Here is an 18119-nt window from a genome sequence, read left to right as displayed (position 1 = left end):
AACGCAAGCGCCTCACACCGCCATCGGCGCGGTAAGCGGCTCGTGATGCCGGTAGTCGACGAGCGAGAAGTCGGACGGCTCGACCTTTTCGAGCCATTCCGGCTCGTAGGCGCCCGTCTTCGCGTACTCGGGCACGCGCTCGGAGATAGCCAGACGCGGGCTCGCGTAAGGCTCCCGGCGCAGCTGCTCGTTGAGCATATCGAGCTGGTTCTCGTAAATATGCGCGTCGCCGATGAAGTACGTGAACCAGCGCGGCGTATAGCCCGTCAGCCGGCCCACGAGGTGCAGCAGCACCGCTCCTTCGGTCAGGTTGAACGGCGTGCCGAGGCCCACATCGTTGCTGCGGATATAGAGGCACAGTGAGATCTCGCGCTTCGTCGGGTTCGGCAGGAACTGGTAGAGCAGGTGGCAAGCCGGCAGCGCGATCTCTTCGAGCACGGCCGGATTCCAGCCATGAAACAAAATTCGTCGGTCGGCCGGATTGCTCATGATCGTATCGAGGCACTGGCGCAGCTGATCCACCGCCTTGTAGAGCAGCACCTTGGGACGGCCATCCTCGGTAAATTCTGCCACGAGCGCGTAGCCGCGCGATCGCGCATCGGCGAGCTGTGCGGCGGCATCGGCGTCGAGCACCTTGTAAGCTGGCCAGCGCCGCCATTGCACGCCATACACGTCGCCCAGATCGTCCGTGCCCTGGCGGTACGGGTTGGCAAGCCACTGGGCGTTCTCGTTCGCGTTGGCGTCCCAGACCTTGCAGCCAAGCGCCCGGAAGTCGGCTGCGCTGCGCGAAGCGCGCAAAAACCCGATCAGTTCGCCCACCGCCGACTTGAACGCCAGCTTCTTCGTCGTCACCGCCGGAAAGCCCTCCTGCAGGTCGAAGCGCAGCATGGCGCCCGGCTGGCTGATCGTGCGGATGCCGGTGCGGTTTTCCTGCCAGGTGCCGGTGTCGAGAATCGAGCGGACGAGCTCGAGATACTGTTTCATGCGCGGTTCCCTCTTCGGGCACGTGGCGCCCGGTTCGGATTCAGGATGGAAAAGGAGGATTTTACCCGGCGCGCGCGTCCCGGGTCGGCCGCGCCGAAAGCGCGAGCCCATCACACAACGGGGACAAGGGCAGAACGCCCACAGGACGGGCTACGACGAGCCCGGGGAAAGGCTCGCGGCGCAACAAGGCGCGGCGAGATGAAACGCCATGGCAATCGCCCGGCAAAAGCGACGGCGCGCGGTCAATGCGCGGAGCACGAAAGCGCCGGTCTTAATCGACGTCAATCAACCTCAAGCAGACCCACCCCGCCTCAAGCGCCGGAAGCCAGGCCGCCCGGATGCGGCGCAAGCGGCTCGCTTTCCATATGGCGCATGCCATGCGCACACAAGAGCCGGTACAGGGTCACGCGCGAGATGCCGAGTTCCTGGGCGGCGTCGCCCAGGCGGCCGCGGTGGCGCAGCAGCGCGAGTTCGATGGCCTGGCGCTCGGCGGCTTCGCGCGCCTGGGCGAGCGAGACCGGCACCACCTCGACGTAGTCGCCGAGCTCGAGATCGCGCGCCGTGATCGCACGGCCCTCCGACATCACGATGGCGCGCCGCACACGGTTGATCAGCTCGCGCACGTTGCCAGGCCAGCTGTAGTTGTGCAGGGCCGCGATGGCGTCGGGCGAAAAGCCTCGCAGGCGCCGGCTGCCGTCCTTCTTGAAGCGCTCGAGCATGTGCCGCGCGAGCAACTCGATGTCCTTGCCGCGCGCCCGCAGCGGCGGCTCGTCGATCTGCAGCACGCACAGACGGTGATACAAGTCCTGGCGAAAGCGCCCTTCCACCATCGCCGCGCGCATGTCGACGTGGGTGGCCGAGATGATGCGCACGTCCACGGGAATCGACTGATGACCGCCCAGGCGCTCGATCTTGCCTTCCTGCAGGAAGCGCAGCAGGCTCGCCTGGCTTTCCAGGGGCAGGTCGCCGATTTCGTCGAGAAAGAGCGTGCCGCCGTTGGCCGATTCGACCCGGCCGACCTTGCGCTGGCTCGCGCCCGTGAACGCGCCGCGCTCGTAGCCGAACAGCTCGGACTGCAGCAGATGCGGGGGAATGGCGCCGCAGTTGATCGGCACGAACGGCGCGCTGCGGCGCACCGAGCGCTCGTGGATCGCGACAGCCGTGAGCTCCTTGCCCGTGCCCGATTCGCCCGAGATGAAGACCGGCGCATCGGTCAGCGCGACCTTGCGGATCGAGCGGAACAGCGCCAGCATCGCCTCGCACGAGCCGACCATTTCGCCTTCGCTGCCCCCCGTGGTGTCGTTCGAGGCGACTTCGCCGAGCGAAACCATGCCATACGCGTGGCCGACGGAATCGACGATGCGGTCGCCGTTCCAGGGGACCGTTACGTAATCGAAACAGTAATCGCGCACCAGACGGCGCAGCGTTGCGTCCTGCAGCTGCCCCGTCGTGGTCGCCGCGACCCAGCCGACGTTGGGCAGCGTGAGGCACGGCTCGAACGAGCCGATTTCATGCAGATGAAATTCGCTTGAGAGATCGAGCAGGCCGCCCGCGGGCATACCCGCGCGGAGGGCGCGCCGCGCGTCCCGTGCGTTGCCGACGATCTCCACCTGCCAGCCACGCTCGTGGAACCGTTCGTTCAACGCTTCGACCGGTTTTCGCGTCACGTACACCAATTGCCGCGTTGCAGGTTCCATTATTCAGATCCTCTTGCCAACACCATCGTTTGGGAATGACGGCACGCACCTGAATGTACAGACACGCAGCAAAAAGCGACTTTCGCGTACCTGAAAAAACAGTGAACGCGCATGCTTTTGCTGACAGTGAATCCCCGAGTTGTGGCGTGTGTGTCAACTTGCCCAGTTGCGGGCGTTTTCTTTTAGGCATTACGGCTTTTTCTGAAGCTTACTATAGCCTCGTGGCACTTGGATAGAATTTATGCAATGGGAATGGATAAGGGACCGATGGAAATGTTTCCACCGGTTTCCCGGTATTTTGTCAGTGCAGAAATAATTACGGATGTTTCCTTTCTCTCAATAGTTAAGCGTCCGGCGCGCAAACGTTCTCCTTTGAAACCCTATCGCATTCCAAACGGGTTTAAACGGCCTCACGTTTCAGCGCTGAAACATTTTGGCGAATATCCGCCATTCAAAATTTGCAGAGAATAGTGCGGTTCGAAGCGTATCAATGGATTGCGGGCGATGGCACACGTTTCGCTAAATGTCTCGCACCAGGAGATACGCCATGCGACTCAACATCCAGCAGGTCCGGCGCAGTGTCATCGGCTACGGCAGTGCATGCGCCGCCATGCTCGTTCCCGCCGCCCTCCTCGTCCTCTCGCCCGGTGCTCGCGCACAGTCAGTGGACGATGCGCCTGCCGCGCCAGGCGCAGTTGCCAGCGTCGCCAATGCCGCCCCGGATGTCGTTCCTGCAACACCTGTGGCACTCGTTCCCGCCACGCTCGCAGTGAGCGCGCCGACCGGCGACGCCACCTCGACCACCGCCGACCCGGCCAGCACCACGGCCGCTAGCGCCAACGCCCCGGCCGACCCCGTTGCCTTTGGCAACGACGGCGTATTCGCGGGCATCGGCTCTCTCGACGACCAGACGCTTTCGCGCCAGCGCGGCGGCGCCGTCGGCATGGTGATGGTGGCTGCCACGCCGCAACTGATGCGCGGCAACAACAACGTGACGCTCTGGGACGAAATCGCGCCGCCTGCACCGCTGCCGATCCCCGTCGACGCCACCCAGAACGCGCAGGGCAACCTCGCGAGCTACACGAGAAAGTAACGATGAGATAGCACCCGTGCCGCTTGCGGCGCGGTGTCCGGTTCGCGGCGAATGCGCGAAGCCAGGACAAATGGACCGGACAAGGCGCCCATGGCCGACTCCGGCCAGGAGGAGACCAGCATGAGAGCACGCAACTCGACGCGCGGCACAAGCCGCCGGTCGGTCCAGGTCGCCGCCGCCCTGTGCGGCGTCCTCGCCGCGGGCGTCACGGCGGGCGTGGCCGCCCAGCAGGTCACGAACCCCGGCGACGTCATCGTCGAACGTGACATCACGCCGCGCAGCGCCTTCGACAACGTGCCGAAGAGTCAGGACCCGGTGCTCGTGCGCGCCACGACCTTTCCCAAGAACAGCTTCGACCCGGCAATAGCGACGCTCGTCACCGACACGGATCTCACCAACGCGCACGGCTCGAGCGGCGTGAACGCGAACGGCGCATTGAGCGCGCAAACCGCCGGCGTCCAGGCGCTCACGCGCATTCTCACGGGCAGCGCGACCGGCTCGAACGTGGCGGCCGGCGCCGGCGCGAGCGGCGGCGTCGGCGCCGGCCTCGGCGGCACAATTTCCTCGACGATCACAGGCGCGCTCGCCCCACTCTCGGGCGCCATGGGAGGCATGAAATGAGCCGTTCGATCCAGACGTCACGCACGCTGCGCACGGCGCTTCCCTGCGCGCTTGCCTGCGCCGCAGCGCTCGCCTTCGCGAGCGCCGCGCAGGCCCAGGTTAGCGTCGGCGCGACGGCGAGCATCGCCCCGGGCGCCGCCACCTCGACGACCGGCGCGCTCACGGTGAACGAAACCGCGGGTGTCGACAACGCGCAGGCCAACCAGCTGACGATCACGACCGGCAACGTGTCGATCAACGTGAACGGCGACGACCAGCTCGCCACCGTCACGGCGCGGCTCAAGGGCGCGAGCGCGACGATAGGTGCAGGAGCTTTTGCGAACACGAACGGCGCAATGATGGTGAATCAGTCGGCGGGCGTGGGCAATATCCAGCGCAACACTGCTCTCATCGGCAGTGGTGCGATTGGTGTGGTGGCGGTCTCGGACGGAGAACTGTCCGCGGCGGCTGCTCAAAACGGCGGTCAGGGGCAAATGGCCCAGGCAGGGGGCATTCGTGAGGTACGCATCGACAATGCGGCATTCAGGAATGCGACGGGCCTCGTGCAGGTGAACCAGACGGCCGGCGCCGGTAACGCTACGGCAAACAGTTTTGTGCTCCGTCCCCCGGCGGGCACTCTTTTTTAACTGACCACTCAGTATCGGAGCGAAATCATGAAGCGCACCCTCATAGCAGCGGCAGTTCTTGCGTCGGCGGTAGGTTCCGCTCACGCAGCTAATTCGGCGGTACTTTTCAACACCACGGGCGTATATGACGTCGTTGGCATCGAAGGCTTTGTCACGCTGTTCGGCTGCGTCTCGGTTTCGAGCACTGCCGGCGCCGTCATCAACAACACGCAAACCACGAGCGGCGGCACGCTTCTTCCGCAAGCACAGAGCTATGTGAGCGGCAAGGTCACGACGACGTTCAACAATACGAACGCAAGCGTGACGGGCACCGGCACGAACTCGTTCTACAAATATTCGAACTCGAGCAATTCGAGCATGTCGTCCTCGTCGAGCAGTTCGTCGCACACGCACGACGTCAATGCGTCGACGACGAAGGCCTCGTCGAGCAGTTCGACCTTCGGCAAGACGCTCAACGCCAGCGTGAACGCCGACTATCACGTCTCGACCGACAACGGCAGCACGCACGACCACACGACCGCGAGCACCTATAGCGACACGGGCAGCGCGGCCCTTGGCACGAGCTACAACAGCGTAGGCAACAACACGTCCACGAAGTCGCAAAGCGGCAATGGCAGCCTCCAGGCCAACGCATCATGGTCGCACAGCGGCAACTCGCATAACGGCTCGGCCGGCATCAACCTCAGCGGCTCGGAAAGCACGTCGCACACGAAGACCAACGCGCACAACAACAGCGACACGACGAACGTCGGCGCAGCGTGGGCCGTGAACAACAACAAGAACACGAGCAACAGCTCGACCACGGCCAATACGGCTTATGCCGACGGCACGGCCAGCGCCGCGCTTTCGGCAAGCGTGAACGGCACGAGCTCGAAGACGAAGAATTCTTCGGACACGTACGCGCACACGTACAGCACGTCGAGCACGAGCGCGGATTCGCATCAGCACTCGTCGTCGAGAAGCTCGAGCTCGAGCAGCGGCTGGGGCTATAACGTCAGCGACACGCTCAACACGGTCGACGAGCACACCACGGGCTCGATCACGCAGCACTACAACACGCAGGCAGCGGGCACGCTCGACGCCAACACCGGCAACGGCGCCGCGACCAACGTGACGGGCAACCTCGGCGTGAACATCGCGGAAGGCATCAACAACGCGCAAAGCAACGATGTCGCACTCGCTTCCGTCGACATGGGCAACGTGTTCGGCAACGCGCAGATCTTCAACAACCAGTCGTCCGGCGGCTACGCCACGGTGAAGAACTTCAATCTGAACGCGTCGGTCGGCGACGGCTCACTCGCAGGCGTCTCGGGCAACGTCGGCGTGAACGTCGCATCGGGTATCGGCAACGCGCAAAACAACAGCCTCGCCGGCTCCGTGACGACGGCAACGCCGGGTGCCTACTCGACGGTCGCGATGGTCGCGACGGATAACAACGTGCAGAACGCAGCGATGGGCGCCACCGGCCAGTTCCAGGGTACGGCCAGCCTCGGCGCCAATACGCTCACTGGCGCGCAAGGCAACATCGGCGTGAACATTGCCGGCGGCATCGGCAACCTGCAGCACAACGGCATGGCAATCGCCGCGATGAACAACGGCCACTAAGCACGGCCTGCAGCACTGCAGGAACTGGGCTCGCCCCAGGCAGAAAACGTAGTGAGCAATGCGCGCCGGCTGTCCCACCACAGTCGGCGCGCAAACCAGAAGGTAGGAGACCACCATGTCCGGGCCCGTATCGACCCCGGCGTCAAGGATGTTTGTCGTCGCGCTGACGCTCTCGGCCAGCGCGGCCCTTGTGCCTGTGCATGCGCAGCAGTCGACGCTCGACGCGACCCACCTCATCGGCGTGCCGGTGAAGCTGCCGGTCCACTCGATGCGGGACCTACGCTATCGCAGCATCGTCAGCCAGCAGTATGACTACAGCTGCGGCGCCGCCGCACTCGCCACACTGCTCAAGTACGGCTACGGCATCGACATCCCTGAACCTGAGCTGATCCGCCAGATGATGGTGTTCTCCACACCCGAGGTGGTCGTCAAAAACGGCTTCTCCATGCTCGACATGAAGAAGTTCGTCGAGACGATCGGCTTGCGCGGCCGCGGTTTTCGCGTCAACACCGACGCGCTCTACCACCTGCAGGTTCCCGTGCTGGTGCTCATGAACATCGATGGCTATGAGCACTTCGTGATCGTCAAGCACGCCGAGAACGGCCGCATTTTCATTGCGGACCCCGCGCTCGGCAACCGTATCGTCGCCGAAGACGACTTCGCGAAGACATGGAACGGCCTCGTCTTCGCGGTGCTCGGCAAGCCGTTCCTGGAGGACTCTCCGCTGTTGCAGAACAACGAGTCGCTCGCGCTCAAGCTGCGTGAAAACGCCTTGCTCAATGGCACTGCTGCGACTCCCTTCTTCGAATACGGCCTCGATAAGGCCGTGATGTTCTGAAGTCCAAAGAATCATGAAACGCAACCTCTCACAGTGTGGCATCGCGGCAGCCGTCTCCGCGCTCGCCTGCGCTTTTTCGAGCGGTGCGCTAGCGGCCGAAGGCATCGGCTTGCCGCAGCCGGTGCCGGCGTTTCTCTCGAACGCCGACGCGCAGGCGCAAGGCATCCGCTGCGAAGCCGTCGGCGACGACGTGCTCGCGCATCAGACCGGCAAATATGCCGGCAGCGACATGATTTCCGGGTTCGTTCTGAACCTGCTTTCTCAATGGCAATTGCCAAACGGCGCGACCGCAGTCGCGCAAGGCGCGCTCGCGGTCGCCCAGAACGCGGCCAACCAGGTGAGCGCGCAGGTGAAGACGTATGCAACCGTGATCGACCCGACGCATGGCGGCACCACGGGCGCAAACAGCGGCGCCAACCCGAACGCAACGGCCACCGGCGGCCAGAACGTTTCGGTCAACGGCGTCTCGCAGATCACCCAGGTGGCCGGCAATGGCAATACGGGCGCCAATGCCGCAACCCTCTCCTACGACAACAACGCGCCGCAGCTCGCCAATCTGCCAGGCGCCGCCAACCAGCCGAGCGCGTCGGCATCGAACGCGGCCGGCAGCATAAAAGCGGGCATCTCGTTCGGCAGTAACGGCGTCAACGTGACGCTGCAAACGCCAGCGGGCATCGCCACTCAGAACATCATGCCGGGCAACGCGCAACAGGCCGGCGCGATCGCCCAGTTGCTCCAGGTCGCAGGCAATAACCAGCAGGTCGCCAACCAGCTGCAACTGAGTCTGCAGACGCAGCAGATGACGTCGCAAATGATCCGGCAGACCGGCGTATTACAGGCTCTGCGAAATCTCCACTAACCGAGGGCTCATAACGAGACGTACCAGCCAAGGAGACCACCACGCGGGCAAGGCCCCGCGCGAGAAGCAGCACTTTGAATGAGGAGCATCGACGTGCGCGGGCGTGGGACCAGGGGGTTCCGCCGGGCGCCCGCATTCGATCCCGGGGGAAGAACAATGAAGATGATGTCCATGGCGGCCGCGCCACACATGTCGCTGGCCGCCATTCCAGCAGCTGTTTTGCTATTCGCGCTCTCGCAGTCCGCCCACGCGCAGGCGTTACAAAGCCAGTCGATCGAAGACCGCCTGAATACGCTCATGCGCGTGGTCGACGAGCAGCAGCGGCAAATCCAGTCACTGGAGCGCCAGGTGACGAACCTCGAAATGGCGCAACGCGGTCGCGGCATGCCGGGCGCGGGTGCGCCCGACGCCGCGTCGGCCGCGACGGTCGCGGAACAGCCGGGCGCAGACGGTCTGCCTGTGCCCCTGCCGCCGCTCGCCCAGGCGCTGCCGGGCGCGACGGCGCCGGGTTCGCTCACCGGCACGGCCACGGGCGTGCCGGTGAACCCGCCCTCGCCCGACGCGGGCACGACCAATGGCGCGACGGGCACCTCGGCCGCGAGCGGGCCGCAGCAGGGCGCGCCGGTCGGCGTGAACCCCAATGGCAGCCCAACGGTTGGCGAGACGCAGAAGAACGCTGAGCCGTCCCGCACGCAAGCCGAAGAAGCGGTCGTGCAGCGCGAGCACGCGCCGCTCTTCGACCACAAGCTGACGTTGGACTGGGGCATCAGCGACAGTTACTACGATCGCCGCCAGCTGCAGCTTTCGGGCTTTCTTGCACTCGACGCGATCTTCCTCGGCAACATCAATCTGGGGCAGACCAAGTCGCACACGATCACCGCCGACCTGGACACGCGCTACGGCCTCACCGACCGCATGAGCATCGATGTGGACGTGCCTTACGTCTACCGGCACAGCACCTTCATCGTGGGTGGCGCGGGCGGCTCGGCCAGCACGCTCACGGATGCATCGGTCAATTCGAACGCGATCGGTGACGTGAACTTCGGGATCTACTACCAGTTCCTGAAGGAAACCAACAACATCCCCGACGTGGTCGGCAGCCTGCGCGTGAAGACCGCCACCGGCACCTCGCCGTTCGGCATCAAGGTTCAGCAGATCACGCCCGACAACACCAATCTCGTCGCCCCCAGCAAGCTGCCCACGGGCACGGGCTTCTGGAACGTGACAGCCGGCCTGTCAGTGCTGAAGACCTACGACCCCGTGGTGCTGTTCGGCAGCTTGTCGTACACGTACAACATCTCGCGCTCGTTCTCCGACATCTCTTCGGTGATCGGGCAAACCGAGCCTGCCGAAGTGAAGCTCGGCGACATCATCCAGTTCGGCGGCGGTGTCGCGCTCGCCTTCTCGGACAAGGACTCGGCGAGCATCTCGTACACCATGGCCATCGAGCCGCAGTCGAAGACCAAGTCGCCGGGCGGCACCTGGACCGGCGTGCCGGGCAGCGAGACGACCGCCTCGGTGCTCAACTTCGGCCTGAATCACGTGGTCAACAAGCACCTGACGATCAACGGCGCGGTGTCCGTCGGGCTCACGCCCGATGCACCGAACTTCGTCGTCGGCGTGCGTTTCCCTTATACCTTCTGATGACATGAGGCCGATCGTGCGCGAATCCTCACATCTAGGCGCCACTGTGACACCGCTCGCCGGAGCCGGTCAGCGTCTCGCCGTGACCGGGCCACCGCTTGCCGGCGATGTCCCCGACGCCGGCCGCGCGCGCGATGCGAAGCCCGAGGCGGGGCTCGAGCGCACCTTGCTGTATGTCGCGCGCACGCCCGACCCGCCGCTCTGCGCCTACCTCAAGAGCCGCGGCTGGGAAATCGCGACCGCGCGCACGGTGCACGAGGCCTCGCGCCTCGTGAAACCGGAGGCGGCCTATGCCGGCATCGTCGATCTCACGGGTTTCGCGCCGCGCGAGTTCGCGGGCCTCGAGACGATCCTGCGGCTGCAGCAGGTGGGATGGATCGCGCTCACCGACGATTCGCGCCTCACCGACGCCGAAGTGCGGCGCCTGATCCGCCACTACTGCTTCGACTACGTGCATGTGCCGGTCGCGCATGCGACGCTCGACTACCTCGTGGGCCACGCGTTCGGCATGGTGTCGCTGTGCGATCTCGACACGCCAGCCGCCGCCGCGAGCCAGGACGAAGACGAGATGGTCGGCACCTGCGAAGCGATGCAGCAGCTCTTTCGCACGATCCGCAAGGTGGCCAACACCGACGCCACCGTGTTCATCTCGGGCGAATCGGGCACCGGCAAGGAACTCACGGCGCTCGCGATCCACGAACGCTCTGCGCGGCGCAAGGCGACGTTCGTGCCGATCAACTGCGGCGCGATCCCGCATCATCTTCTGCAATCCGAACTGTTCGGCTATGAGCGCGGCGCGTTCACGGGCGCGAACCAGCGCAAGATCGGGCGCGTCGAATCGGCCAACGGCGGGACGCTCTTTCTCGACGAAATCGGCGACCTGCCGCTGGAAAGCCAGGCAAGCCTGCTGCGCTTTTTGCAGGAAGGCAAGATCGAACGCCTGGGCGGGCGCGAGCAGATTCCCGTGGACTTGCGCATCATCTCGGCCACGCACGTCGATCTCGAGGCGGCAATGCGCGAGGGACGCTTTCGCGCCGACCTCTTTCACCGCCTGTGCGTGCTGCGCGTGGACGAGCCGCCGCTGCGCGCGCGCGGCAAGGACATCGAAATTCTCGCGCACCACGTGCTGCACAAGTTCAAGCAGGACAGCGCGCGCCGCATCCGCGGCTTCACGCCCGACGCCATTGAGGCCCTGTACAACTACAACTGGCCAGGCAACGTGCGCGAGCTCATCAACCGCGTGCGCCGCGCGATCGTCATGGCCGAAAGCAAGCTGATTTCGGCGGAGGATCTCGATCTCGCGCACTTCACCGCGCAGCAGACGGTCACGCTCGCGCAGGCGCGCGAGGCCGCGGAGCGGCGCGCGATCGAGGCGGCGTTGCTGCGGCACCGGCACCGGCTCACGGAAGCCGCTGCCGATCTCGGCATCTCGCGCGTGACGCTCTACCGGCTGATGGGCGCGCACGGCCTGCGCGACGAAAAAACGTTTTTCGGCGGCGAAGCGGAGAACCAGGCGGAATTGCCGCCCGACGGGCAGGACTGAAACACCCGATGCCGCAGAGGAAGCGCGCCGGGGCGCCCGGCGCGCTCAGGTAGAATCGCTGCGAACAGCTTACAACCTCGCACCTCTACCCTTTCGATGACGACGCTCACCCTCATCGTCGCCCGCGCCCGCAACGGCGTGATCGGCCGCGACAACGCGCTGCCCTGGCGGCTCCCCGAAGACCTCGCGTTCTTCAAGCGCACCACCATGGGCGCGCCCATCATCATGGGCCGCAAAACGCACGAATCGATCGGTCGCGCCTTGCCGGGCCGCCGCAACATTGTCGTGACGCGCGACGCGGGCAAGCGCTTTCCCGGCTGCGACACCGCCACGAGCCTCGACGAGGCGCTCGCGCTCGCGGCGCAGGACCAGGCGCCCACGGCGTTCCTGATCGGCGGCGCGCAGCTCTACGGCGAAGGGCTCGGGCTTGCGCATGAACTCGTGGTGACGGAAATCTCCGCGGACTTCGAGGGCGACGCCACCTTCCCCGCGCCCGACCCCGACGTGTGGCAAGAAACGTCGCGCGAGACACTGCATGCGAATGCGCCGAACGACTTTGATTTCGCCTTCGTGCGGTACGTGCGGCGGGATTGACCGACCGGGCGCTGCCCAACCCGGTGCCCCAGGCGGCACGCGGCGCGGCACACCAAAGCAAAACGGCACGCCCTCGCGTGCCGTTTTTCATCGAGTCAGCGCAGAAGGCGCTAAAAGGCGCTTACTGCCCCGCCACCGTCATCCGCTCGATCAGCACCGAGCCGGTCTGACGCGTGCCACGCGCGAGCGTATCCGCGCCCACGGCGACGATGTGGTGGAACATCTCCTGCAGCGTGGACGCCACCGTGATTTCCTCCACCGGGTACTGGATCTTGCCGTTCTCCACCCAGAAGCCCGACGCGCCGCGCGAATAGTCGCCCGTCACGAAATTCACGCCCTGCCCCATCAGCTCGGTCAGCAAGAGGCCCGTGCCGAGCTTTTTCAGCATCTCCTCGAAGTCGTCCTCAGGCTTCGTAAGCGAGCTCCGGAACTGCAGGTTGTGCGAGCCGCCGGCATTGCCCGTGGTCTGCATGCCGAGCTTTCGCGCCGAATACGACGACAGGAAATAGCCCTGCACGATGCCGTCCTTCACGACCTCGCGGCGCTGCGTGCGCACGCCCTCTTCGTCGAACGGCGCGCTGCCGGCCGCGCGCGGTACATGCGGGTCCTCGACGATCTGGATGTGCGGCGCGAACACCGGCTTGCCGAGGCTGTCGACGAGGAACGACGTCTTGCGATACAGCGCGCCACCGCTCACGGCCTGCACGAACGCGCCGAGCAGGCCCGCGGCGAGCGGCGCCTCGAACAGCACCGGCACCTTGCGCGTGTCGAGGCTGCGCGCGTTCAGGCGCGAGAGCGCACGCTCGGCCGCATAGCGCCCGACGGCTTCGGGGGAGGCCAGCTCGGCCGCGCTGCGCCGCGATGTGTACCAGTCGTCGCGCTGCATGTTGCGGCCGACGCCCGCGATGGGCGCACACGAAACGTAGTGGCGCGAGTACGGATAGCCGTGCATGAAGCCGCCCGAGGTGGCGAGCACGAACTGCGAATGCTGTGCCGACACGCTCGCGCCTTCGGAGTTCTTCACGCGCGGATCGACGGCGAACGCGGCGTCTTCGGCGCGGCGCGCGATTTCCACGGCCTCGTCGGCGGAGAGATTCCAAGGGTGGTAGAGGTCGAGGTCGCGCGGTGCGGTTTCGAGCAGATCGCGCTCGGCGAGGCCCGCGCAGTCGTCGTCGGCGGTGAAGCGCGCGATGTTGTACGCGGCCGCCACCGTGTCCTTGAGCGCCTGCGGCGAAAAGTCAGAGGTGCTCGCGTTGCCGCGCTTGTTGCCGATATAGACGGTCACGCCGACCATCTTGTCGCGGTTGTGCTCGATCGTCTCGACCTCGCCGCGCCGCACCGAGACAGATAAGCCGTCGCCTTCGGAGATCTCGGTCGCGGCGTCGCTCGCGCCGAGCGCGTTGGCGTGCCGCAGGATGTCTGAGGCGATCTCCTTCAGCTCGTCCTGGGTGTGCGGGAAAAAGCGTTGCCGGGCTTCGATGTCTGCTGCCATTGTCGTTACGGTCCGGTTCTGGGCCGGTGCGGCCCGCTGGTGTCGTGTTTCGCTCGTGTCGATTCGAGTGCTTCGGAACGCGCGGCGTTCGCAAAGCGCATCCCGCGATCATAGCAAGGTATGTGAACACGCATCACAGGCGCTTTCGTCGCCTGTCGCCCGCACCAACTGCCGCACCAGTATCGGGCCGCGGGCGCCGCCGTCCGCCGCCTTCCAGCCCGAGCCGCACGCGCGCGCACGCTACAATACGCCCCATGAAACGCAAAACCCGCATTCAACCGATGAACGACGCTGTCGCCGAGCAGGACGACAACGGCTACGATCGCCCGAGCAAATCGCAGCTCAAGCGCGACATGGAAGCGCTCCAGGAGCTTGGCCAGGCCCTCGTGGAACTGCCCAAGGACGCGCTCAAGCGCATGCCGATGACCGAAGACCTCGCGGACGCCGTCCACGAGTGCCGCCGCATCACCGACCACGAAGGCCGTCGCCGCCAGCTCCAGTACGTGGGCCGCATGATGCGCGGGCTGACCGAAGCCGAAGTCGCCGCGCTGCGCACGAAGCTCGACGAGCACCGCGGCGTGAACAGGGCTGCCACGGCGCGCCTGCACTGGATCGAGCGCACGCGCGACAAGCTGCTGGCGGACGACGCCGCGCTCACCGAATTCATCCGCCAGCACCCCGCCGCCGACCCGCAGGCAGCCCGCACGCTGATCCGCAACGCGCGCCGCGAGCAGGAGCAAAGCCGCCCGCCCAAGTCCTTCCGCGAGCTGTTCCAGTGGATCAAGGACGCGAGCACGCAAGGCGCGGACGAGGCTGACGACCACGACGACGAGCGCGCCGACGAGGACCGCGAAGATGACGAAGCCTGAGCGCAGCCATCCTGACGAACTCGTGATCGGCCTAGTGTCGGTCAGCGACCGCGCGACGAGCGGCGTCTACGAGGACAAGGGCATTCCGTCGCTGATGGAGTGGCTCGGCAACGCGCTGAAAACGCCGTGGCGCGCCGAAACGCGCCTGATCCACGACGACGCGGCGACGATCTCCGCCACGCTCACGGCGCTCGTGGACGGCCTCGGCTGCGACCTCGTGTTGACGACGGGCGGAACCGGCCCCGCGCGCCGCGACGTGACGCCCGAGGCGACGCTCGCGGTGGCGACGAAGGAAATGCCGGGCTTTGGCGAGCAGATGCGCCAGATCAGCCTGAATTTTGTGCCGACGGCCATTCTGTCGCGCCAGGTCGCCGTGATCCGCGAAAACGACGACCACGCGGCGCTCATCATCAACTTGCCGGGGCAGCCGAAGTCGATCAAGGAAACGCTGGAAGGCTTGCGCGACGATCAGGGTGCCGTAAAGGTGCCCGGTATTTTTGCTGCGGTGCCGTATTGCATCGACCTGATCGGCGGCCCATATATCGAAACCGATCCGAACATCGTGGCGGCGTTCCGGCCCAAAAGCGCGCAGCGGGCGCCGCGCGCTTAACACTCGAACTTCAACGATCGCGTAGCAGCGGCAGCGCCGCTGCTGCTGCGCGTCTCAACGATCGCTCAGAGCGCCGGACCAGCCTCGCCCGCCGCCATGTCGGGCACGATGCCCGGCGCCGGAACGAGGAAGTGCTCGCGGTAATACTTGAGCTCGTCGATTGACTCGTGGATGTCGGCAAGCGCCGTGTGCATCGCGCGCTTCTGGAAGCCCTTATAGATGGTCGGCTGCCAGCGGCGGCACAGCTCCTTGAGCGTGCTCACGTCGAGGTTGCGGTAGTGGAAGAAGCGCTCAAGCGTGGGCATCCAGCGCGCCATGAAGCGGCGGTCCTGGCAGATCGAGTTGCCGCACATCGGCGACTTGCCCGGCGGCACGTATTGCGAAAGGAACGCCATGATCTGCTCGGTCGCGCTTTCTTCCGTGACGGTCGAAGCCCGCACGCGCTCGGTGAGGCCCGAGCGGCCGTGCGTGTTGCGGTTCCACTCGTCCATGCGGTCGAGCACCGTCTCCGGCTGATGGATGGCCAGCACGGGGCCTTCCACGAGCTTGTCGAGCGTCGAGTTCGTCACCACCACGGCGATCTCGATGATGCGGTCGTTGTCGGGATCGAGGCCCGTCATTTCCATATCGAGCCAGATCAGGTTCATGTCGGTGCGCTCGATGGTCGGCGCGCCGGCAGCGGCAATGTCAGTCATGAAAGGCAACCCGGAGAGCGTTGGAGGCGCGGCGCGTGCGCGGCATCGACAGGATGCGATGCCCGGCCGGCGAGAACATATAATTGTCGCATAGATACCACGGACTTCCTGGATGCCTAATCTGTCCCCCTCCCCTGCGCTGTACTTCAGCGTGCTGTTCGTCGTCGGCGTGCTCGCCATGGTCGCGACCAAGCTCTGGCTCGCGTCGCGCCAGATCCGCTTCGTGGCCGCCCACCGCGGCGCGGTGCCCGCGCAGTTCACCGCCACCATCCCGCTTGCCGCGCACCAGCGCGCCGCCGACTATACGGTCGCGCGCACGCGCCTCGGCATGATCGAGATCGTGCTCGGCGCCGTGGTGCTGATCGCGCTCACGCTGCTCGGCGGCGTGCAGGCGCTCGATCTCGGCATCTCGGATGCGATCGGGCGCGATTATGTGGGCCAGATCGCGCTGATCGGGGCCGTGCTCGCCATTTCCGGCGTGGTCGAGCTCCCGCTCGACTACTACCGCCAGTTCGTGGTCGAGGAGCGCTTCGGCTTCAATCGCATGACGAAGCGCATCTTCATCATGGACCGCATCAAGGGGCTCCTGATCGGCGCCGCGTTCGGCGTTCCGCTGCTCTTCGTCGTGCTCTGGCTCATGAAGCAGGCGGGCAGCCTCTGGTGGCTCTGGACGTGGGTCGTATGGGTCGCCTTCCAGATGCTCGTGCTGGTGCTCTACCCCACCTTCATCGCGCCGCTCTTCAACAAGTTCGAACCGCTGCACGATGATGCGCTGCGCTCGCGCATCGAGGCGCTCATGCAGCGCTGCGGCTTCGCGGCCAAGGGCCTGTTCGTGATGGACGGCAGCCGCCGCTCCGCGCACGGCAACGCCTATTTCACGGGCTTTGGCGCCGCCAAGCGCATCGTGTTCTTCGATACGCTGCTCGCGCGCCTCTCCGGCAGCGAGATCGAGGCCGTGCTCGCGCACGAGCTGGGCCACTTCAAGCGCCGTCACGTGATCAAGCGCATGGTCGTCACGTTCGCGATCAGCCTCGCGCTGCTCGCCCTGCTCGGCTGGCTCTCGCAGCGCGTGTGGTTCTACGAGGGTCTGGGCGTGCGGCCATCGCTGCTCGGCGGCAACGAAGGGCTCGCGCTCGTTCTGTTCTTCCTCGCCGTGCCCGTGTTCCTGTTCTTCGTCACGCCGCTTGGCAGCCTCTCCTCGCGCAAGCACGAGTTCGAGGCGGACGCCTTCGCCGCCACGCAAACCGACGCGCAGCATCTCGTCAACGCGCTCGTGAAGCTCTACGAGGACAACGCGTCGACGCTCACGCCCGACCCGCTCTATACCGCGTTCTACTACTCGCATCCGCCGGCTTCGCAGCGGATCGACCGACTGCTCGCGCACGCATGAACCGGCGCGCAACCAAAGCCGCCGGCAACGCAAAAGCTGCGGGCGCCACGCTGCACGGCGTGGTGATCGCCGCCCACGGGCGCCACTATCTCGTCGCGCCCGACGGCGGCGGCGCGCACCTGCAATGCTTCCCGCGCGGCAAAAAGAGCGAGGTCGCGGTGGGCGACCGCGTCGAGTATCAGTCGACTTCGGCCGACCAGGGCGTGATCGTCGCGATCGGTGAGCGGCGCAACCTGCTCTATCGCTCCGACCAGTTCAAGTCGAAGCTCTTCGCGGCAAACCTCGACCAGCTGCTGATCGTGCTCGCCACCGAGCCGCACTTCAGCGAGGACCTGCTCGGGCGCGCGCTCGTGGCCGCCGAGGCCAACGACCTCAAGCCGCTCATCGTGCTCAACAAGATCGACGTCGAGGCCGCGCTGCCGCTCGCGCGCCAGCGCCTCGAACGCTATCGGGCGCTGGGCTATACGGTGCTGGAAGTCTCGGTGAAGGGCCGCCCCGAGGAGGCACACGCGGTGCTGGCCGAGCATCTGCATGGCCATCAGACAATCCTGCTCGGCCAGTCGGGCATGGGCAAGTCGACACTCGTGAACCTGCTGATTCCCGACGCCGAAGCGGCGACGCGCGAGATCTCGACGGCGCTCAACAGCGGCCGCCACACCACGACGTTCACGCGGCTCTACACGCTCCCCGAGGGCGGCGCGCTGATCGACTCGCCGGGCTTCCAGGAGTTCGGCCTCTATCACCTCACCGAAGGCAAGCTCGAGCGCGCGTTCCCCGAGTTCCGTCCGCTGCTCGCGCACTGCCGCTTCTACAACTGCCATCACCTGCACGAGCCGGGCTGCGCGATTCTGGAAGCCGTCGACGACCGCCGCATCGCGCCCGAGCGCCAGGCGCTGTACGCGCAGCTCATGCACGAGATCAGCCAGATCGTGCGCTGACGCGCCGCCTGCCCCCATCGC

The 18119-nt window shown here is 65.8% G+C and carries 17 protein-coding genes; 13 read left to right on the top strand and 4 right to left on the bottom strand.

Translation table 11 applies throughout. The features are described 5' to 3' along the window. Window positions 1-12 precede the first annotated feature (12 nt). A complete protein-coding gene (locus M3A49_RS29940; protein WP_266232228.1) occupies window positions 13-984 on the bottom strand; it encodes a thymidylate synthase in 972 nt (323 codons plus the stop codon). 311 nt (window positions 985-1295) lie between these two features. After that, the gene (locus tag M3A49_RS29935; protein WP_266232227.1) at window positions 1296-2681 is read right to left on the bottom strand and encodes a sigma-54 dependent transcriptional regulator; all 1386 of its coding nucleotides are present in this window, start codon (window positions 2679-2681) and stop codon (window positions 1296-1298) included. Window positions 2682-3228: 547 nt separating this feature from the next. On the opposite strand from M3A49_RS29935, the gene M3A49_RS29930 reads away from it, so the two are divergent. From M3A49_RS29930 to M3A49_RS29890, 9 genes are all read left to right on the top strand, one after another. Further along, a complete protein-coding gene (locus tag M3A49_RS29930; protein ID WP_266232226.1) occupies window positions 3229-3774 on the top strand; it encodes a hypothetical protein in 546 nt (181 codons plus the stop codon). Window positions 3775-3894: 120 nt separating this feature from the next. Then, on the top strand, window positions 3895-4395 hold the full coding sequence (locus M3A49_RS29925) for a hypothetical protein (RefSeq protein ID WP_266232225.1): 501 nt from the start codon (window positions 3895-3897) through the stop codon (window positions 4393-4395). After that, complete coding sequence (locus M3A49_RS29920; protein ID WP_266232224.1) at window positions 4392-5021, top strand: hypothetical protein; 630 nt, start codon at window positions 4392-4394, stop codon at window positions 5019-5021. Before M3A49_RS29925 ends, M3A49_RS29920 begins: the two co-directional genes overlap by 4 nt. A gap of 27 nt (window positions 5022-5048) precedes the next feature. Further along, window positions 5049-6626, top strand: a complete 1578-nt coding sequence (locus M3A49_RS29915; protein ID WP_266232223.1) for a cell wall anchor protein — start codon at window positions 5049-5051, stop codon at window positions 6624-6626. A 115-nt stretch (window positions 6627-6741) separates the two neighbouring features. Beyond that, complete coding sequence (locus M3A49_RS29910; RefSeq protein ID WP_416339035.1) at window positions 6742-7464, top strand: C39 family peptidase; 723 nt, start codon at window positions 6742-6744, stop codon at window positions 7462-7464. Window positions 7465-7477: 13 nt separating this feature from the next. Next, a complete protein-coding gene (locus tag M3A49_RS29905) occupies window positions 7478-8323 on the top strand; it encodes a peptidase C39 (protein WP_266232222.1) in 846 nt (281 codons plus the stop codon). Between the two features lie 165 nt (window positions 8324-8488). Then, entirely contained in the window at window positions 8489-9967 is a 1479-nt protein-coding gene (locus M3A49_RS29900) for a hypothetical protein (protein WP_416339041.1), read from the top strand. A gap of 16 nt (window positions 9968-9983) precedes the next feature. Continuing rightward, entirely contained in the window at window positions 9984-11510 is a 1527-nt protein-coding gene (locus M3A49_RS29895; protein ID WP_266232220.1) for a sigma-54-dependent transcriptional regulator, read from the top strand. A gap of 96 nt (window positions 11511-11606) precedes the next feature. Next, the gene (locus tag M3A49_RS29890) at window positions 11607-12104 is read left to right on the top strand and encodes a dihydrofolate reductase (RefSeq protein ID WP_028206731.1); all 498 of its coding nucleotides are present in this window, start codon (window positions 11607-11609) and stop codon (window positions 12102-12104) included. Between the two features lie 121 nt (window positions 12105-12225). Here the strand turns inward: M3A49_RS29890 and pmbA are convergent, their stop codons facing one another. Further along, window positions 12226-13596, bottom strand: a complete 1371-nt coding sequence (gene pmbA / locus M3A49_RS29885) for a metalloprotease PmbA (protein WP_266232219.1) — start codon at window positions 13594-13596, stop codon at window positions 12226-12228. Window positions 13597-13850: 254 nt separating this feature from the next. Between pmbA and yjgA the strand changes: the two genes are divergently transcribed. Together yjgA and mog are read left to right on the top strand one after the other, a co-directional pair. Continuing rightward, window positions 13851-14465 carry a ribosome biogenesis factor YjgA gene (gene yjgA, locus M3A49_RS29880; RefSeq protein ID WP_302057141.1) on the top strand — a complete coding sequence of 205 codons (615 nt, stop codon included), beginning with the start codon at window positions 13851-13853 and terminating at the stop codon, window positions 14463-14465. Continuing rightward, complete coding sequence (gene mog / locus M3A49_RS29875) at window positions 14452-15075, top strand: molybdopterin adenylyltransferase (protein WP_266232218.1); 624 nt, start codon at window positions 14452-14454, stop codon at window positions 15073-15075. Before yjgA ends, mog begins: the two co-directional genes overlap by 14 nt. 65 nt (window positions 15076-15140) lie before the next feature. Here mog and orn read toward each other — a convergent pair whose 3' ends face one another. Further along, window positions 15141-15770, bottom strand: coding sequence for an oligoribonuclease (gene orn, locus M3A49_RS29870; protein WP_254358025.1), 630 nt, complete (start codon window positions 15768-15770; stop codon window positions 15141-15143). 112 nt (window positions 15771-15882) lie between these two features. Between orn and M3A49_RS29865 the strand changes: the two genes are divergently transcribed. Together M3A49_RS29865 and rsgA are read left to right on the top strand one after the other, a co-directional pair. Beyond that, entirely contained in the window at window positions 15883-17160 is a 1278-nt protein-coding gene (locus tag M3A49_RS29865; RefSeq protein WP_266232217.1) for a M48 family metallopeptidase, read from the top strand. Then, window positions 17157-18098 carry a ribosome small subunit-dependent GTPase A gene (gene rsgA, locus M3A49_RS29860; RefSeq protein WP_266232216.1) on the top strand — a complete coding sequence of 314 codons (942 nt, stop codon included), beginning with the start codon at window positions 17157-17159 and terminating at the stop codon, window positions 18096-18098. The genes M3A49_RS29865 and rsgA overlap by 4 nt, the downstream gene beginning before the upstream one ends. The last annotated feature ends 21 nt before the right edge of the window (window positions 18099-18119 follow it).

It is taken from the genome of Paraburkholderia sp. CNPSo 3076 (assembly GCF_026343935.1).
In the GTDB taxonomy this organism is placed as follows: Bacteria; Pseudomonadota; Gammaproteobacteria; order Burkholderiales; family Burkholderiaceae; genus Paraburkholderia; species Paraburkholderia nodosa.
This window is presented reverse-complemented; position numbering and strand designations above follow the sequence as displayed.

What these genes read in the sequence shown, in the direction of transcription:
- M3A49_RS29930 (WP_266232226.1), top strand. Translation starts at nt 3,229, where the DNA reads ATGCGACTCAACATCCAGCAGGTCCGGCGCAGTGTCATCGGCTACGGC.
- M3A49_RS29940 (WP_266232228.1), bottom strand. Translation starts at nt 984, where the DNA reads ATGAAACAGTATCTCGAGCTCGTCCGCTCGATTCTCGACACCGGCACC.
- M3A49_RS29935 (WP_266232227.1), bottom strand. Translation starts at nt 2,681, where the DNA reads ATGGAACCTGCAACGCGGCAATTGGTGTACGTGACGCGAAAACCGGTC.
- M3A49_RS29925 (WP_266232225.1), top strand. Translation starts at nt 3,895, where the DNA reads ATGAGAGCACGCAACTCGACGCGCGGCACAAGCCGCCGGTCGGTCCAG.
- M3A49_RS29905 (WP_266232222.1), top strand. Translation starts at nt 7,478, where the DNA reads ATGAAACGCAACCTCTCACAGTGTGGCATCGCGGCAGCCGTCTCCGCG.
- M3A49_RS29865 (WP_266232217.1), top strand. Translation starts at nt 15,883, where the DNA reads ATGCCTAATCTGTCCCCCTCCCCTGCGCTGTACTTCAGCGTGCTGTTC.
- M3A49_RS29890 (WP_028206731.1), top strand. Translation starts at nt 11,607, where the DNA reads ATGACGACGCTCACCCTCATCGTCGCCCGCGCCCGCAACGGCGTGATC.
- M3A49_RS29915 (WP_266232223.1), top strand. Translation starts at nt 5,049, where the DNA reads ATGAAGCGCACCCTCATAGCAGCGGCAGTTCTTGCGTCGGCGGTAGGT.
- M3A49_RS29900 (WP_416339041.1), top strand. Translation starts at nt 8,489, where the DNA reads ATGTCCATGGCGGCCGCGCCACACATGTCGCTGGCCGCCATTCCAGCA.
- pmbA (WP_266232219.1), bottom strand. Translation starts at nt 13,596, where the DNA reads ATGGCAGCAGACATCGAAGCCCGGCAACGCTTTTTCCCGCACACCCAG.
- rsgA (WP_266232216.1), top strand. Translation starts at nt 17,157, where the DNA reads ATGAACCGGCGCGCAACCAAAGCCGCCGGCAACGCAAAAGCTGCGGGC.
- mog (WP_266232218.1), top strand. Translation starts at nt 14,452, where the DNA reads ATGACGAAGCCTGAGCGCAGCCATCCTGACGAACTCGTGATCGGCCTA.
- M3A49_RS29910 (WP_416339035.1), top strand. Translation starts at nt 6,742, where the DNA reads ATGTCCGGGCCCGTATCGACCCCGGCGTCAAGGATGTTTGTCGTCGCG.
- M3A49_RS29920 (WP_266232224.1), top strand. Translation starts at nt 4,392, where the DNA reads ATGAGCCGTTCGATCCAGACGTCACGCACGCTGCGCACGGCGCTTCCC.
- yjgA (WP_302057141.1), top strand. Translation starts at nt 13,851, where the DNA reads ATGAAACGCAAAACCCGCATTCAACCGATGAACGACGCTGTCGCCGAG.
- orn (WP_254358025.1), bottom strand. Translation starts at nt 15,770, where the DNA reads ATGACTGACATTGCCGCTGCCGGCGCGCCGACCATCGAGCGCACCGAC.